Source organism: Flavobacterium terrisoli (genome assembly GCF_030167905.1).
Taxonomy (GTDB): Bacteria; Bacteroidota; Bacteroidia; order Flavobacteriales; family Flavobacteriaceae; genus Flavobacterium; species Flavobacterium terrisoli.
This window is the reverse complement of sequence record NZ_JARGNA010000001.1, coordinates 116,111-133,016: the sequence shown is the minus strand read 5'-3', so window position 1 is coordinate 133,016 and position 16,906 is coordinate 116,111. Positions and strand designations below refer to the sequence as shown.

The window sequence follows — 16,906 nt, the reverse complement described above, 5'->3', positions numbered from 1 at the left end:
GACTATTTCTCATGGATTTCGACTTCAATCTCATGAGCGGTTTCTTTTCGTATTGCCAAATGAGAGCCATTGTTTACGTTGATATAAATCGGATCACCAAGCGGAGCAATCTGAATAATCTCCAGGTCATTATCCGGCAAACATCCCATTTCTAAAAGCTTTAGCGGGATTTTATCCAAATCAACATGAGTGATTACGGCTTTGTCTCCAATTTTTAATAAATCAACGGTGGTTCTCAATGCTTATTTAGATTGAATTAAGATTGCAAAAATAAGGATAAAAAAAGAATATCAGAAGATAATTATCAGCGAAACTAATTTAATCGTTTTCCAGTAACCAATTAATATCGGTAATTAATTTCTGAATATCTTCTTTTTTGGTGCCGTCATAAAATCCGCGAACACGTCTTTTGGTATCTACCAAAACAAAATTTTCGGTGTGAACCATATCGTAAAGTTCTTCGGGCTTGCCCAATTTGACGGCCAAATAAGATTTTCTGGCCATGCGATAGATTTCCTTTTTGTCACCGGTAACCAGGTTCCATTTGGCATCTACAACACCTTTGTCAACAGCATATTTTTTCAACACCGGAACGCTGTCAATTTCTGGCGTTACCGAATGTGACAACATCATCACTTTTGGGTTGTTCAAAAAAGCCTTTTGTACATCAATCATATTGGTGGTCATGATGGGGCAAATCGAACCACAGGTCGTAAAGAAAAAATCGGCGATATAAATCTTGCCATCATAATCTTTTTGGGTAATCGTTTTTCCGTTTTGGTTGGTAAAGGAAAAGTCGGCGATGGTATGGTATTTTTCAACATACTGCACCGTGCTGTCAACCAATTCCGGATTGACATCCGCAGGATTGAATATAGGAAGTGTTTTTCCTGGTTTTAAAACATTGTAAAAAAGAGAAACCGTTATGATGGAAAATAGGATAAAAGTGCCAATAAAGATTCTGTATTTTTTAAGGAAAGCAAGCATTCTTTTTTTTTTACTTCGTAAACAATTCGACCTAAAGGTCTCGAGTGGCAAAAATACAAAAGCAAAACCATCATTTGTAACTTTTTAGCCTTAATCAAGACTTATATTTTTGTTAAAAATTAATTTCAGGAACTGAAATTGATAATTTTGCGATTACTAACATAAACTAAACTATTTATGAAAATAAATGCGATTTCAAGAGCATTGCTGACGGCTGTTTTATTGACCGGAGTTCTGGAAGGCAATGCACAACAAAAAAAGCCGGGAATTGATTTGTCCCTGATGGATAAATCGGTAAGGCCAAATGATGATTTCTTTCGTTTTGTGAACGGAACCTGGGTTAAAAACACAGAGATTCCTGCAGATAAAACCCGTTGGGGGAGTTTTGACGAATTGCGTCAAAGAACCGACAAAGATGCTTTGGCTATTTTAAAGGAAGCGGCCAATAATCCAAAATACAAATCGAATACCGATCAGGGAAAAGCCGTTAATCTTTTCAAATCAATTATGGATACTGTGGCCAGAAACAAACAGGGCATCGGTCCGATAAAGCCATATTTGGCTAAAATTGATGCGATAAAAAACATTTCAGATTTACAAAAAGTATTGATTGAAATGGAACCGCTTGGAGGCATCGGTTTCTTTGGTGTTGGTGTTGGAGCCGATGACAAAGACAGTAATAAAAATTCGGTGACGCTTGGTGCCGGAAGATTAGGATTACCTGATAGGGATTATTATGTTGCTGATGATAAAGATTCAAAGGAAAAACGCGATAAATACCAGACGCATGTTGCCAGAATGTTGGCATTTATTGGGAAAACACCTGAACAAGCCAAATCAGAAGCCCAAAGAATTGTCGCTTTTGAAACGGCAATGTCTGAACCAAGATTGACCAGAGTAGAGCGCAGAGATGCCAGATTACAATACAATCCGGCCGCTATTGCCGATTTACAGAAAATGGTTCCTGCGATTGATTGGAGCAATTATTTATCCGGTGTTGGTTTCAAAAAACTGGACACGATTATCATATCACAACCAAGATACATGAAAGCACTACAAGTGCTTTTGGCCCAAAACAGCATTGAGGATTGGAAAGCTTATATGCGTTGGTCATTATTGAACCGTTCTGCCGGAATGTTGTCAACGGAAATCGGTGCGGTCAATTTTGATTTTTATGGCAAAACCTTAACTGGTGCGATCAAACAAAGACCGTTGGAAGAAAGAGCGTTGCAAACGGTTAACGGAAGTGTTGGAGAAGCTTTAGGGAAATTATACGTAGAAAAAATGTTCCCGGCTGAAGCCAAAGTAAAAGCCCAAAAAATGATTAAAAACGTGCAGCGTGCTTTTGAAAACCGTATCAATAAATTGGACTGGATGTCGGCCGAAACCAAGAATAAAGCCATAGAAAAACTGTACAGCCTGACGATAAAAATAGGTTATCCGGACAAGTGGAAAGACTATTCTGCTTTGACGGTAAAAAACCCAACGGAAGGCGGAAGTTATTTTGATAATGTGCTGAATGTATCCAAATGGAATCACGCTAAAAGCCTTGAGAAAATTGGCAAACCGGTAGACAAAACCGAATGGGGAATGTCACCGCAAACGGTAAATGCCTATTACAATCCATCATATAATGAGATTGTTTTTCCGGCAGCAATTTTGCAGGCACCGTTTTACGATTATAAGGCCGATGAAGCTGTAAATTATGGTGGAATCGGAGCGGTAATCGGACACGAAATTTCACATGGTTTTGATGATGAAGGTTCTAGATACAATGCAGAAGGGAATTTAGTAGATTGGTGGACAGCTGACGATTTAACAAAGTTTACATCGCTTGGGAATGCTTTAGCGGATCAATATTCTGCTTTGGAACCGTTACCCGGCATTCATGTGGATGGTAAGTTTACTTTAGGGGAAAATATTGGTGACTTAGGCGGAATTAATGCGGCTTATGACGGTTTGCAATTGTACTTAAAAGAAAATGGCAATCCGGGATTAATCGATGGTTACACACCGGAACAACGTTTGTTTATCTCATGGGCAACCATCTGGAGAAGTAAAATGCGTGACGAAGCCATCAAAAATCAGGTGAAAACCGATCCGCATACACTGGGAATGTACAGAGCTTATGTGCCGTTATTGAATTTGGAAACTTTTTATCAGGCATTCAATATCAAACCGGGCGACGGGATGTATGTTGAGCCAAACAAACGAGTAAAAATTTGGTAATCCAAAAAAGATATAAATAAAAACCTCAAGTTATCCTTGAGGTTTTTTTATGGTTTTCAGTAAGCCAATGACACTCACAACTACCCAGGTTCCTTCGAGGATGATGAACGGCCAAAAACTTATCAGAACCGAAGCAAAACAGGCAATGCCTGCCCCGACAATATTCATCACATAAAACAAAACACCTTCTTTCTTAATTAGTGAAAAAATGTTTAAAAAATAGGCTATAAGGATTGTGCCAACGCCAATGGTTCCAATAATTTCATCTGTGCTCATAATATTGTATTTTGAAATACATAGTTCAGGTCGTCTTCTATTTTATTGGCAAGGATTACTTTGCCAAAGGAAGTTGAGGTTTCTGCAAATTGAGGCAAAGGTAATCCCAATTCTGTTGCTTTTTGGGTGTAATATTCTTTTCTTTTGGGATGAAATGGCGCTACAGCATTGAATTTGTCGTTCCAACGATTCAACTCGATTATCCTCTCGATAATTCCGATGCAGTCTATTTGATGGATTAAATTAATTGGCGCATCGGGATTTCCGAGATTTTGTTTTCCGGCCAAAAAATGTACAGGATGCCGGTCATCACCAATCAATCCACCAAAGCGTATTATAGTTGTGCTAAAATCGAAAATGCTGAGCAGAAAAAGTTTTTCCACTTCGAGCAATTGCTTTCCGCTTTCGGTATCGGGTTCGGTTTGTGTTGTTTCCGTAACGGTAGAATAATTGTCATTATAAATTGCTGTGGAACTGATAAAAAGGACTTTCTGAACCGTTGATTTTTTGATAAACGGAATCAGGTTTTGAATTTTGGCTACAAAATTTTCGGAATTTGTCCCTCTTAGTTTTGGTGGAATATCAATGATTAGGATTTCGGAATTTTCAAGAAATGATTCAATTTCACCTTTGATTTCCTGTTCTGAGACTTCTATCTGAAAAGCTTCAATTCCGGCATTGTTCAAAAGCGAAATTTTGGCTAATGAAGTCGTCGAACCTTTAACCGAAAATCCTTTCGCGAGTAATGATTTGGCCAAAGGCAAACCCAACCAGCCACAACCTAAAATGCTGATTTTTTTCATTATCGTAAACTGTCAGCCACTATTGCCAGACTGTCTTTTTCTGTGGTTATTCTGTAAACTGGCTTTGTCTCAGCAACTTTGGCCGAAGCTTTTAGTTTCTGGCGGACAATCACAGCATCATTTAATACGAATGGCGTTGGAATCATCCAGTTTTTTCTTTTGACCATGGTAAACATTGGATTGGTCATCAAGTCAAACGAACTTTCCACCAAATTCAAATCGAGTTTTTGCTTGGCCGAAATCGAGAAAGTCAGTTCCAATGGAAGATTATCCACAACGTAATAACTCAATATTTTGCCGGTGGTTTTAGTAGCTATATTGCTTTCAAAATCAATAGATTTTACACCATTACCTCTGAGGTTATTGATTTGAATTCCGTTGTTGTTAAAGAGATCGTAGCGATTTACTTTTCGGTTTGGCGTAATTCTGATGCGATACAAATGTTGGGTTCCTTTTACCGTGTCGCGTAAAAATTCTATGGTTGGCTTGGCTAAATTTTTCACCGGAGCAACAGCCATATAGGTAAACTCCGATCCATATTTGCTATACAGTTTATTGGTGTTTAAGGCAGAGCCGCTTTTTGGATTTTCGCCCAGATAAACTTTGGTCCATTCGTCTAAATTGACATCATAAGTTGCCCAATGCGCTTTGTTGCTGTCGGCATCCAAAATGTAAACCAAGCTGTTTGGTTTGGCTTTTCCATAAGCATAACCCGAATCCTGATGCGCTTTGACAAACAGGCCAATCGAAACCAGAAAGAAGAATGCGGCCCAAATGCCTTTTCGTTGGAACGAACCAAAAACAGGCAACAATAAAGAGAATGCCAAAACGGTTAGAATCGCGCTTCCAAAAAGGATTTTCAACCCCAAACCTATTGGGAACATTTGGATAAACGGCACGATGAGGATTAATGTTGGAATGGATAAGAGACAATTGATAAACCAATTGGATCTTTGCGTCAATACAAAAATACCCAACATTAATGCACTCGAAAGCACCGGGATAATCAAAAATCCGGCTCCTGGTAATTTCAAAGCAATACCGATATTGAGTAGCAACCAAACGAATAATGGTGCGACCATTTGGTTCAATTCAGGATTGCGTTTGCCGTTGTTTTGGTAAAACAAAAAGCAAATCGACAAGGTCAAACTCACAAAAGCGTAAATATAATAATGCCCATTATAAGTGAAACCCTGAAGAATGTCCTGGTATTCAGGATAGAAATTAAGGAGTAATTTCCAACCAACATAAGTCAATATACCAGCGGTAAGCATCGAGACCAAAAGCGGAACAAAACCTTTGATGATTTCGTCCATGCGCAAAACCTGTTTCCCCAAACCGATAAACATAAACAATAAAACCAAGCCGAATCCAATGATCAGCATGGGTAAAATCCAGCCAAATGGATAACTCACAAAGCCAAACGGAATGTTGAAATACACTTTATCAGAGGAAGAATCCAGATTTTTTAAATCGGCATTACCAAAATGATTCAACAGCGGAACCAGATAAGTTCCCTGATGTGCCAAAGTGTTCGGGTCTAAATTTTGAACCTTGTCCTGAGCAGTATGATAGTTATAATGACTATCAATAAAAGCAAAATTGAATCCCTGAATTTTTCCCTGTTCCCTGAAAACTGTCAAATCGGTATCATTCGGGAGCATTTTATAAATACTGTACATCAGTGAATTTGAAACCGGATATTGTACGTCTCCATTGCTAAACGCTTCCACCATATTGGCATTGCCCTGATTGGTTTCCATCAGCATATAACTCGGTCCCGAAGAACCGCGCGCTTCAAAATTTAAGGCCAAACCCACTTCCTTTGCCCATTGGTGTTGCGTTACAAAAAGTGCGGCACCATTTAATCCCAATTCCTCGGCATCACTAAATAGTATGATAATGTCATTTTTATGAGGCGTTTTATTGTGTAAAAAAGCACGAACACCTTCTATGATTGTGGCTACTCCCGAAGCATCATCACTGGCGCCGTGAGAGAAAGAATGCGGTGCGCTGTCATAATGCGAAAGCAATAATAAGGCTTTTGTATTTGCGGTTCCTTTAATGCGAGCCAAAATGTTTTTTGACTTCACCAAAGTCCCTTTTTCGGTCATCGTAAATCCTTCCTGAAAAGTAGTTTCCAAACCTAAATTCTGCAGTTCTTTTTGAAGATATTGAGCAACGACTTCGTGGTTTTTGGAGCCAACAAAGTGTGGTCTTACGGTCATTGCCTTAACGGTTTGTAAAGCGCGCTGGGTGGAAAATTCGGAAAGCGGTGCTTCGGTTTCGTCGTAGCTTTGGGGCATCATAAAGTAAAATATCCCCGAAATAACGGCCGCTAAGAAAAGAAAGCTAATTAGTGATGGTTGGTTGTTTTTCATTCCCGGTTAGTTGTTTGTTCGGATAAGAATCACCATTTCGAGCAGTAATTCAAATCTTGCACTTGGTAAATTTACTAAATATCTTTTTTAACTAACATATAAAAATCATTGTCCAAAAGCATATAGCCTTGGTCATACACAAAATGGTATGTATTTCCGGTTTTGGTGCTCAGAATATTGGTCAGATAATCAAAGTCGAAACCTTTGCTCAGCAGTTTTGCTTTTGTCGTTTTCGATTTGCCTTCGACATTCAACTCAGAAAGAATGCGGTAATTTTTGCGCAACTTGTTGTTGATGTTCCGCATATAATTGGTGCTGTCTTTGTTGATTTTGTTATTGTAGGCATTGCGGCAACCGTCGCTGCAGAATTTCTTGTCCTCACGGCCTACAATCTTTTCGCCGCATTCCAAACAGGTTTTAGTCATGGCTTTTATTTTTTCTTTAGTTCGTATAAATCGGTTCTTCGGTCTTTCATGGTTTTGACGCTACCATGTTCGTGTAACTCTTTTAGTAAATTGATATCGACATCAACAATCAAAGTCATTTCGGTATTGGGCGTGGCTTCTGCTTTGATACCATTACTCGGGAAGGCAAAATCAGACGGTGTGAAAACCGCCGCCTGCGCAAATTGGATGTCCATGTTGTTCACTTTGGGCAAATTCCCAACACAACCGGCAATAGCTACAAAACACTCGTTTTCAATCGCGCGTGCCTGAGCACAATGTTTCACGCGGGTATAACCATTTTGGGTATCGGTTAGGAACGGTACAAAAAGAATATCCATGCCTTCATCTGCCAATAATCTGGAGAGTTCAGGAAATTCAACATCATAACAAATCATAATCCCAATTTTGCAGCAATCGGTTTCAAAAGTGTGGAAAATGTCACCGCCGGTAATTCCCCAATGGAAAATTTCATTAGGCGTGATGTGTATTTTTCGGTACATTTCAAAAGTTCCATCTCTTTTACATAGAAAACCGGCGTTGTGCAACTTTCCATCTTCAAGCAATGGCATGCTTCCGGAAATGATGTTGATGTTATACGAAATGGCAAACTCCTGAAATTTTTTGCGAATCGGTTCGGCAAACTTAGCCAACTCCCTAATGGCATCGGCTTCGGAAAGATGGTTGTAATCGGCCATCAATGGCGCAATAAACAATTCGGGGAAAAGTGCAAAATCACTTCCATAGCCCGAAACAGCATCGATAAAGAATTCTGCCTGATCAAACAAAGCTTGGAGATTGTCGAGCGGTCGCATCTGCCATTGGATAAGCCCGAGGCGAATAATACTTTTGTGGGTATTGATGAGCTTGGGATTAGCATCATAATAGATGTTATTCCATTCGAGTAAAACCGCATACTCTTTAGAGCTTTTGTCATCTTCCAGATAGTTTTGGATGACACGCACTTCATGGAAATCATTGCTCAACTGAAAGGACAAAACCGGATCGTAAAGTTCTTTTCTTTTGATTTTTTCGATGTAGGCTTTTGGGGTTAAATCGTTCGAATATTTGCTGTAATTGGGTATTCTTCCGGCAAATACAATTGATTTTAAATTGAGCTGTTCGCACAAGGCTTTTCGCGCATCATACAAACGACGGCCCAATCGCAAACCTCTGTAATCGGGATGTATAAAAACGTCTATTCCGTAGAGGATATCACCTTTTTTGCTGTGGGTTGAAAAAGTAAAATCCCCGGTGATTTGTCTGTAAGTGTGATTTTTGTCAATCAAGTCTTCGTTGACGATTAAAGACAGGGCAGAACCGACTACTTTATCATCGACCAAAATAACCAATTGCCCTTCGGGAAAAATTTGAAGTAATTTTTCAATTTGTGACTCGGGCCAATAGGCATTTTCCATTTCAGGATAGGCGTCTATCATTGACCTTTTCAATTCTTTGTAATCTTCAATGAGAAGATTCCGCAATCCTACTTTATTTATTTCGGGGCTCATAAACAATTGATTTTCAACAAATATACAAAAAAATTACCGTTTACAAACGTTTACAAACAATTACAACCGAAAGTAAACGGTAAGAAACCGACTAATTTTTTTGAACTGTCACAACTTTGCCTCGTCGGAAACCAACAACGGATAGCTGACAGGAGTAATTCACAAATAACAATAACAGTTAAAATTTTAAACGCCATGAATGCAATGAAAAACAGAGTACAGTTAATCGGACACGTAGGACAAGAGCCGGAAGTAAAAACCTTTGATGGAGGAAAAAAAGTAGCCAACATCACCATCGCTACCAATGATTATTATACCAATGACAAAGGTGAAAAAGTAGAAAACACCGAATGGCACCGCGTAACGGCTTGGGGCAAAACGGCAGAAATCATCGAAAAGTATGTCACCAAAGGCAAAGAAGTAGCCATCGACGGGAAACTGACGCACAGAAGCTACGATGATAAAGACGGTACAAAACGCTACATCACGGAAGTGGTTGTGAATGATATTTTGCTGTTAGGGAAATAACATTTTACAGTCAGTTAGGAGAAAACGGCAGAATGGGAATTCTGTCGTTTTTTTATTTTGTGATTTCGTAATATTTTAACTTAAAAAATTAAAAGTTGTCAACACGCAAACGTTTTCGTTGAGGATACACAAATAAAACAAGGCTCCCCGTTGGATTATTTAATTATATTTCGTTGTCAGAACCAAACCAAAACATGAAAAAATTAAAATGCATATTGATTTTAATGGCAGCCTTTTGCGCTGTATGTTTTGGTTTTGCCCAAGTTGGGATTAATACGACAACGCCGTTAAGTACATTGGACATTAATGGTAATTTATCCCTTAAAACCGTTACGCTCACCGGAAGCGGTTCGGCTACCTTAATCAATGATGGGGTGTATATTTCCATTGTGCCACAAGCCACGGATCAGGAATTTCAATTGCCTAATCCGGTTTCTTATCCCGGAAGGGTTTATATCATCAGAAACATACACAATACGATAACGGCCAAACTCACTTCGGCTAGTGGATTGTTATTTCCAAAAGGATCAACTACGGGAAGCGCCCAGATTTATATGTATGAAAACAGTAAACGAAGCGTGATTGTCATCAGCGACGGTTCGAATTGGACGTACTTTGATTAAATAAAAAAGCCTTCTAATGATGAAGGCTTTTTACTTTGTTTAGTTTTTTCAATATATCAAACATCGGACATCTTTTGCATCGCTTGTCTTCTGATTTTTTGTATTTTTCACAACAGTCAGACTTGCAGTTTTCCGCAATCTTATGTGTTTTAAGGAGTAGTTTTTTGTACTTTTTATCCTTGTCTTTAGTCTTATCTTTTTCTTTCTTGCCCACCTTTTCTACATTTAATAATAAGTACGTAGGAGACTAACTTACGGTTTTGTATTCAAAGAGACCGAACTGGTCACTACCAATTGTTGGATGTCACGGTCAAACAAATACAAACCGCCGCGGTCTTCACCAATCAGATTGATTTTATCCAAAATGGTTTTGGCTTGGGCTTCTTCTTCGATTTGTTCTGCCACATACCATTGCAGGAAGTTATGCGTCGCATAATCTTTTTCACCCAAAGTGATATGAACCAATTCGTTGATTGAATTAGAAACAAACAACTCGTGTTGGTACAATTCCTCAAACATTTCCTTAAACGTTCCGAATTTTGTTTTGGGTGCTTTTAGTTCGGTAATGTTAGCATGCGAGCCTCTTTCGTTAACATATTTAACCAATTTCAGCATGTGCATGCGCTCTTCATCAGATTGGTTGTACATAAACTGCGCAACACCTTCCAATCCGTTTACTTCAGCCCAACAAGCCATTGACAAATAGATTTGCGATGATTCCGCTTCAATGCGAATTTGATTGTTGAGTGCTTTTTCGATATTAGTTTGTAACATGGTGTGTCTTTTTTGTAAAGTTAGAAAATTATTCGTTCAACAACTCTTGAAACAAAGTTAAAAATTGCCCAACATGGTAACCATCAACCAGTCCGTGATGTACATGAACCGCTATGGGCATAGTTTTTTTGCCGTTTTCTTCAATCATTTTACCAAAAGAAACTTTGGGACAACTGTCTCCAGAAGTAAAACTTCGGGCATGAGAATAAGAAGTAAAATCAATCCAAGGCAAAGCCGAAAAGTGAATCAAATTGATCTCAAAATCACGCGTGATTAATCCTGTTGTGTTGTGAATCCGGGCAATTTCTTTTTTGGTTATTTCTGCAAATTCCTTCAAATTTTCATCATACTCCATAAAGGAAAACCCAAAAGTATTGTCTTCTCTCAAAATCGTCGCCGAAACATCAATCCGATCAAAAACATATACTTCGTTGTCAATTATCCGGTATCGAAAATTCTCTACAGCATTGACTGCCGTTAAGGTTTTGTGCAAATAATAAGTAAAAAAAGTAACGCCCAATTCCTTAGCTTTTGCATAGGCTTTGGTACAATCTACTCGGGTTGAAACGCCAAAAAACGGTTCTTCCATTTGCTTGAAAAACAGGAAATGTTCCTTTCTGTTCCAGGTGTCGAGGTTTAATTTCTGTTTCACTTTATTTTAATAAAATTGGCAGTACTTCTGTGATTTTTTCTAGAGCCGTAAAGTTTTTATGCTCCACATTGTGGCTGATTTTTTCATGTTCCCAAGTTGTGTGAAACGGAATATGCACCGCATAACCGCCGATATTCAACACCGGTAAAACATCCGATTTCAGCGAATTTCCAATCATAAAAAACTCATCCGCTTTGATGTCCAAACGCTTTAACAAATCTTCATAATCCTTTTCTTTTTTGTCCGACATCACTTCGATATGGTGAAAATAATGCCCCAAACCAGAATTGTGCAGTTTTCTTCTTTGGTCCAATAAATCGCCTTTGGTGGCGACAACCAATTTGTATTTTCCTTTTAAAGCTTCCAGAGTTTCTTCAACGCCATCCAATAATTCGATGGGTTTTTGAAGCAATTCTTTGCCGTATTGGGTAATCTTTTCAATGACTTCCATCGAAATGGTATTGTTCGAAATTTTCATCGCCGCTTCAATCATCGAAAGGATATAGCCTTTGATACCGTAACCATATAATTCTAAGTTGGCAATTTCGGTTTTAAACAATTCCTGCGACAGCGAATGTTGCGACAAATAGGCCGACATCAAGGCACAGAATTTCTCTTCTGTTTCCTGAAAATAGGGTTCGTTGACAAACAAAGTGTCATCGGCATCGAAAGCAATTACTTTTAGATTCATAAATTAATCTTCAAATTGATAAAAAGTATAGAGTTTGGTACTTTTATCAAAAGCACCCATATACAATTTGTTATTAAGTTTAAAAATTGATTGGTTCATGAGTATTTTCTTGTTCTCTTCCTCAAATACACGCAATTTGTCAAAAGCCAATTTTTTGCCTTCTTCTTTTATATGGTTAAAATCCTGGTCAAACAAACAATTAATATACACCACCATTCTATCATTATAAGAAGATAAATTATTCATAGAATAGTTAGACGAAATTGCCGCTCCAATCATGGCGCCCGTAAAACCACCAACCATGGCACCAATCAAAACACCGTCTTGTTGCGGATTAGAAACACCTCCAATCACTAAATTGTATCTTCCATTATAGAAGTAGGATGAAACAGAAGGATTCAAATTGCTAATTTTTCTAACCAACTGACTTGATTTGTCTAAAATTCGGGTGCTATTTATACCTCCGTTTTCTTGAATAATCTCTGAATTTTTAAATTCGATTTCTTTTCCGGGATACATGGCCAATTTTTTTAATTCGATTCCGCTCATGTCTTTTACAGTGACATAAATCACGCTCCAATCAGATTTTATCTGAATCATATTGTTATTCACAAAAAAGGAATTGGAATCAATCTCACCCATTTCTCTCTTTGGCATCGGAACCTGAGCAAATGCCTTTTGTGTAGCGCTGAAATCAGACAAATTAATGGTTAATGTTTGCGTGAAATCTTCATTAGTATCAAAGGTAAAGATGATGCTGTTGCCATTGACAAAAGCCTTCTTTTTATGGGTGCTCAATACAAGTGAAGCAGGTGTTTCATCTAAGATATTGTTGATTCCATTATAATAGATAGTACTGCTAAATTCGTTGTACATTTCCCAGAAAGAAACTTTTTTGCTGGAACTGTCAATAAACCTGTAATTAGAACAATCCACAGTTTTTTTGTTCATTTTTCCATCGGTGAAACAATAAAAATTCAGAATACTGGTGTGTTTTAAAGCGGTAATGATATAGAACGTATTTTGAATAGTAATTTTGTCAATTATTTTCTCTTTTCCTATATCAATTGAAATGGGAGAACTGTTGCTTTTTTTGGCGTCAAAATCATAACATTGTGCTATAATTTGAGTGTCTTCGGAACCGCTCCAATACACATAATATTTTTGTCCGGTGTAACTATAACCTATGATGTCATCCACTTCCTTATTAGAATAAGTCGTCGTAATGGTATCACTTAGTTTTAACCCTTCATCAAAAAGTAAAGCACTAATTGACTTTTTATCACTAAAAAACAAGGCTACTTTATTATCCTTTGAATTTACAACCGTAAAGACATCTTTTTTCTCTTTAACAGAAGGTTCAAAAGAAGCGGTCTGTTGTTGAGCAAAACAAAAAGAGATATTTATAAAGACTACAGCAAATAGGAATATTTTTTTCATGTTTTTGAGTTTAGCTAATCAAAGCGCCATTATCCACACCATCCGCATCCGGATTGACAAAAACCAATTTGCCTTCGGCATTGTTGGTCATCAAAATCATGCCCTGACTTTCCACACCGCGCAAAGCTCTCGGGGCCAAATTCACTAAAACCGTTACGCGTTTTCCAACGACTTCTTCCGGTGAAAAATGCTCGGCAATTCCGGAAACGATAGTGCGAACGTCAATTCCGGTGTCTACTTTCAATACCAAAAGTTTATTGGCTTTAGGCATTTTTTCGGCTTCCAAAATCGTTCCGACACGCAAATCTAATTTGGAGAAATCTTCAAAGGTTGATGTTGGTTTTTGTGGTTCGGTTACTTGGTTTTCCATAACGTTGGCTTTTTTTGTCGCTTCGAGTTTGTCTATTTGTTTTTGGATTTCGGCATCTTCAATTTGGGTAAACAAAATCTCGGCTTCGCCAATTTGATGTCCGACAGACAATAATTCAGAGGTTTCAGCAACCGAATTCCAGCTTACGGTATCCAATTTTAAAATTCTTGATAATTTGGCTGAAGTAAACGGCAAAAACGGTTCGGCTAACGCTTGTAAAGCAGCCGCAATCTGCAAGGCCACATACATTTGGGTTTGCACTCTTTCCGGATTGGTTTTGACCATTTTCCATGGTTCTTCATCGGCCAGATATTTATTCCCCAAACGGGCAACATTCATCAATTCACCTTGTGCTTCCCTGAAACGGTAACGTTCCAATGAACTTGAAATCACCGCCGGATAGGCTTTTAATTCGGCTAAAGTTTGTTCGTCCACTTTGCTGAATTCATTCGGAGCCGGAATGATGCCGTTGTAATATTTATTGGTCAACACGACCACACGATTGATGAAGTTTCCAAAAATTGCGGCCAATTCGTTGTTATTTCTCGCCTGAAAATCTTTCCAGGTAAAGTCGTTGTCTTTGGTTTCGGGTGCATTTGCCGTCAAAGCATAACGCAATACGTCTTGCTTTTCAGGGAAATCGATTAAATATTCGTGTAACCACACCGCCCAGTTTTTAGAAGTCGACAATTTGTTGCCTTCCAAATTCAGGAATTCATTCGCAGGAACATTGTCCGGTAAAATAAAACTGCCTTCAGCTTTCAGCATCGCCGGGAAAATGATGCAGTGAAAAACGATGTTGTCTTTCCCGATAAAGTGAACCAATTTGGTATCGTCTTTTTTCCAGTAATCTTCCCAGTTTTTGCCTTCGCGGGCTGCCCATTCCTTGGTAGAAGAAATATAACCAATCGGAGCATCAAACCATACGTATAATTTTTTGCCTTCCGCACCTTCAACCGGAACGTCAATTCCCCAATCCAAATCGCGGGTTACGGCACGTGGTTTTAATCCATCGCCATCATCCAGCCAGGATTTCACCTGTCCTAAAACATTGGCTTTCCAGTCATTTTTGTGGCCAACCAAAATCCATTCTTTCATGAAATCCTGGTAACGGTCCAAAGGCAAAAACCAGTGTTTCGTGGATTTCAAAATCGGCGTTTCTCCGGTAATGGTTGATTTCGGATTGATCAAATCAGTTGCGTTCAGGGTAGAGCCACAACGCTCACATTGGTCGCCGTAAGCCTCAGGGTTTTCACATCTTGGACAAGTTCCGGTTACAAAACGGTCGGCCAAAAATTGTTCGGCTTTGGCATCGTATAATTGTTCGGTTACTTCTTCGATGAAGTCGCCATTGTCGTATAATTTTCTAAAAAATTCAGAAGCCGTATCGTGGTGTATTTTGGAAGATGTACGCGAATAATTGTCAAACGAAATTCCGAAATCTATAAAAGATTGACGGATAATGCCGTCATATTTGTCAATGACCTGTTGTGGCGTAATGCCTTCTTTTTTGGCTTTCATTGAAATCGCCACACCGTGTTCGTCGCTGCCACAAATAAAGGCAACGTCTTTTCCCTGTAATCTTAAATAACGCGCATAAATATCAGACGGAACGTAAACTCCGGCCAAATGCCCGATGTGAATTGGTCCATTAGTATAAGGCAAAGCCGCCGTAATGGTATATCTTTTTGGATTTTCTAACATATTCTTTGAAATAGACAGCAAAAATAACTTTTTAGCTACGAATAGACGAATTAATTTTGGGATTTGTTTACTTTTGAGACTGCCAATTTTACTAATCTTTATGGATTAATGCGAACGCTAATAATTTTAATTTCTTTAATTACATTTTCCTCTTATTCCCAAAAAAAGATGATTACACCACCATATTTGCAAAAAGGCGACACGGTTGCCATCGTTTCCACAGCCAGAAAAAACATTGAAGACAATCTGAAACCAACCATTGACATGCTCGAAGGCTGGGGTTTAAAAGTCAAAATAGGAAGTACAATAGGCTTGGATTATTATCAATTGGCCGGAACCGATGCGCAAAGAACAGCCGATTTTCAGGAGCAGATGGACAATCCAAATATCAAAGCGATTTGGTGTGTACGCGGCGGTTATGGCACGGTGAAAATCATTGATCAATTGGATTTTACCAAATTCAAGCAAAATCCAAAATGGATTGTGGGATTTAGCGACGTAACGGTTTTGCACAGCCATTTGAACCGAATGGGAATTGAATCCATTCACGGTACGATGCCGGTTGCGATTCCAAGAGCGACTGATGAAGCCAAGAATTCATTATGTACGGCATTATTCGGGGATAAATTACAATACACTTTAGATTGTGATGCCCTGAATCATGTGGGCAAAGCCAAAGGTGAATTGGTTGGGGGCAATTTATCGATTTTATACAGTTTGTTGGGTTCAGAATCGGCAATTGATTGTGATGGGAAAATACTTTTCTTAGAAGATTTGGATGAATATTTATACCACATCGATCGTATGATGATGAACCTCAAACGCAACGGCTGTTTGTCGGGATTGAAAGGCATCATTGTTGGCGGCATGACCGAAATGAAAGACAACGACATTCCGTGGGGAAGAAATGCTTTGGAAATCATAGAAGATGTGACCAAAGGACTGGACATTCCAATTATCTATAATTTCCCGGCCGGACATATCAGAGACAATCGCGCGATGATTTTTGGCAGACAGGTTTCGATTGAAGTAACGGCTGAAAAAAGCAAAGTGGTTTTTGAATAATGGCAGAACACAATGAACTGGGCAAATTAGGAGAAGAATTGGCGGTAGATTTCCTGCAGCAAAACAGCTATACAGTTTTGGAAACCAATTGGACTTTTCAAAAAGCTGAGATTGACATCATTGCCCAAAAAGAAAATACCTTAGCCATTGTTGAGGTTAAAACCCGTTCGAGCATTGAATTTGGTCTGCCTCAGGATTTTGTCAAACCCAGGAAAATCCAACTCTTGGTCAAGGCCGTAAATGAATATGTAATCTCCAATGATTTGGATGTTACGGTTCGATTTGATATAATTGCCATCTTTAAGGATGAAGGGAATTATAGAATTGAGCACATTGAAGATGCTTTTTATCATTTTTAAATTACCTCATTTTAAAATAATTTAATAACCAAATTATCTGAATTTCAATAACTTTGTCAAAAAACAAATA

17 protein-coding genes are annotated in these 16,906 nt (G+C 38.5%); 5 read left to right on the top strand and 12 right to left on the bottom strand.

Annotation, left to right across the window (positions count from 1 at the left end; all coding sequences use genetic code 11):
* Window positions 1–2 precede the first annotated feature (2 nt).
* Together P1K33_RS00555 and P1K33_RS00550 are read right to left on the bottom strand one after the other, a co-directional pair.
* Window positions 3–239, bottom strand: a complete 237-nt coding sequence (locus P1K33_RS00555; protein WP_284650894.1) for a FeoA family protein — start codon at window positions 237–239, stop codon at window positions 3–5.
* A gap of 79 nt (window positions 240–318) precedes the next feature.
* Window positions 319–987 (bottom strand): SCO family protein, encoded by a 669-nt coding sequence (locus P1K33_RS00550; protein ID WP_284650893.1) that lies wholly within the window; start codon window positions 985–987, stop codon window positions 319–321.
* A gap of 177 nt (window positions 988–1,164) precedes the next feature.
* Between P1K33_RS00550 and P1K33_RS00545 the strand changes: the two genes are divergently transcribed.
* Window positions 1,165–3,216, top strand: a complete 2,052-nt coding sequence (locus P1K33_RS00545; RefSeq protein WP_284650892.1) for a M13 family metallopeptidase — start codon at window positions 1,165–1,167, stop codon at window positions 3,214–3,216.
* A 30-nt stretch (window positions 3,217–3,246) separates the two neighbouring features.
* Here P1K33_RS00545 and P1K33_RS00540 read toward each other — a convergent pair whose 3' ends face one another.
* The 5 genes from P1K33_RS00540 to P1K33_RS00520 form a co-directional block, all read right to left on the bottom strand.
* Window positions 3,247–3,492 (bottom strand): CBU_0592 family membrane protein, encoded by a 246-nt coding sequence (locus P1K33_RS00540; RefSeq protein WP_284650891.1) that lies wholly within the window; start codon window positions 3,490–3,492, stop codon window positions 3,247–3,249.
* Window positions 3,489–4,295 carry an SDR family oxidoreductase gene (locus tag P1K33_RS00535; protein ID WP_284650890.1) on the bottom strand — a complete coding sequence of 269 codons (807 nt, stop codon included), beginning with the start codon at window positions 4,293–4,295 and terminating at the stop codon, window positions 3,489–3,491. The genes P1K33_RS00540 and P1K33_RS00535 overlap by 4 nt, the downstream gene beginning before the upstream one ends.
* Window positions 4,295–6,676 carry a M28 family peptidase gene (locus tag P1K33_RS00530; protein WP_284650889.1) on the bottom strand — a complete coding sequence of 794 codons (2,382 nt, stop codon included), beginning with the start codon at window positions 6,674–6,676 and terminating at the stop codon, window positions 4,295–4,297. The genes P1K33_RS00535 and P1K33_RS00530 overlap by 1 nt, the downstream gene beginning before the upstream one ends.
* Window positions 6,677–6,750: 74 nt before the next feature.
* Complete coding sequence (locus P1K33_RS00525) at window positions 6,751–7,101, bottom strand: hypothetical protein (RefSeq protein ID WP_284650888.1); 351 nt, start codon at window positions 7,099–7,101, stop codon at window positions 6,751–6,753.
* A gap of 5 nt (window positions 7,102–7,106) precedes the next feature.
* Window positions 7,107–8,630 carry a bifunctional GNAT family N-acetyltransferase/carbon-nitrogen hydrolase family protein gene (locus tag P1K33_RS00520; protein ID WP_284650887.1) on the bottom strand — a complete coding sequence of 508 codons (1,524 nt, stop codon included), beginning with the start codon at window positions 8,628–8,630 and terminating at the stop codon, window positions 7,107–7,109.
* Window positions 8,631–8,825: 195 nt separating this feature from the next.
* On the opposite strand from P1K33_RS00520, the gene P1K33_RS00515 reads away from it, so the two are divergent.
* Both P1K33_RS00515 and P1K33_RS00510 read left to right on the top strand, forming a co-directional pair.
* The gene (locus tag P1K33_RS00515) at window positions 8,826–9,158 is read left to right on the top strand and encodes a single-stranded DNA-binding protein (RefSeq protein ID WP_284650886.1); all 333 of its coding nucleotides are present in this window, start codon (window positions 8,826–8,828) and stop codon (window positions 9,156–9,158) included.
* A 194-nt stretch (window positions 9,159–9,352) separates the two neighbouring features.
* Window positions 9,353–9,781, top strand: a complete 429-nt coding sequence (locus tag P1K33_RS00510; RefSeq protein ID WP_284650885.1) for a hypothetical protein — start codon at window positions 9,353–9,355, stop codon at window positions 9,779–9,781.
* A gap of 252 nt (window positions 9,782–10,033) precedes the next feature.
* On the opposite strand, the gene P1K33_RS00500 is transcribed toward P1K33_RS00510, so the two are convergent.
* Genes P1K33_RS00500 through metG form a run of 5 tightly spaced genes read right to left on the bottom strand, consistent with a single transcriptional unit; the run spans window position 10,034 to window position 15,412 of the window.
* Window positions 10,034–10,555, bottom strand: a complete 522-nt coding sequence (locus tag P1K33_RS00500) for a ferritin (RefSeq protein ID WP_284650883.1) — start codon at window positions 10,553–10,555, stop codon at window positions 10,034–10,036.
* A 28-nt stretch (window positions 10,556–10,583) separates the two neighbouring features.
* A complete protein-coding gene (locus tag P1K33_RS00495) occupies window positions 10,584–11,207 on the bottom strand; it encodes a chloramphenicol acetyltransferase (RefSeq protein WP_284650882.1) in 624 nt (207 codons plus the stop codon).
* 1 nt (window position 11,208) lies between these two features.
* A complete protein-coding gene (locus P1K33_RS00490; protein WP_284650881.1) occupies window positions 11,209–11,898 on the bottom strand; it encodes an HAD family hydrolase in 690 nt (229 codons plus the stop codon).
* A gap of 3 nt (window positions 11,899–11,901) precedes the next feature.
* A complete protein-coding gene (locus tag P1K33_RS00485; protein ID WP_284650880.1) occupies window positions 11,902–13,338 on the bottom strand; it encodes a hypothetical protein in 1,437 nt (478 codons plus the stop codon).
* A 10-nt stretch (window positions 13,339–13,348) separates the two neighbouring features.
* The gene (gene metG / locus P1K33_RS00480; RefSeq protein ID WP_284651193.1) at window positions 13,349–15,412 is read right to left on the bottom strand and encodes a methionine--tRNA ligase; all 2,064 of its coding nucleotides are present in this window, start codon (window positions 15,410–15,412) and stop codon (window positions 13,349–13,351) included.
* Between the two features lie 168 nt (window positions 15,413–15,580).
* Between metG and P1K33_RS00475 the strand changes: the two genes are divergently transcribed.
* Both P1K33_RS00475 and P1K33_RS00470 read left to right on the top strand, forming a co-directional pair.
* On the top strand, window positions 15,581–16,477 hold the full coding sequence (locus P1K33_RS00475; protein ID WP_284650879.1) for a S66 peptidase family protein: 897 nt from the start codon (window positions 15,581–15,583) through the stop codon (window positions 16,475–16,477).
* Window positions 16,477–16,836, top strand: coding sequence for a YraN family protein (locus tag P1K33_RS00470; protein WP_284650878.1), 360 nt, complete (start codon window positions 16,477–16,479; stop codon window positions 16,834–16,836). Before P1K33_RS00475 ends, P1K33_RS00470 begins: the two co-directional genes overlap by 1 nt.
* Window positions 16,837–16,906 lie beyond the last annotated feature (70 nt).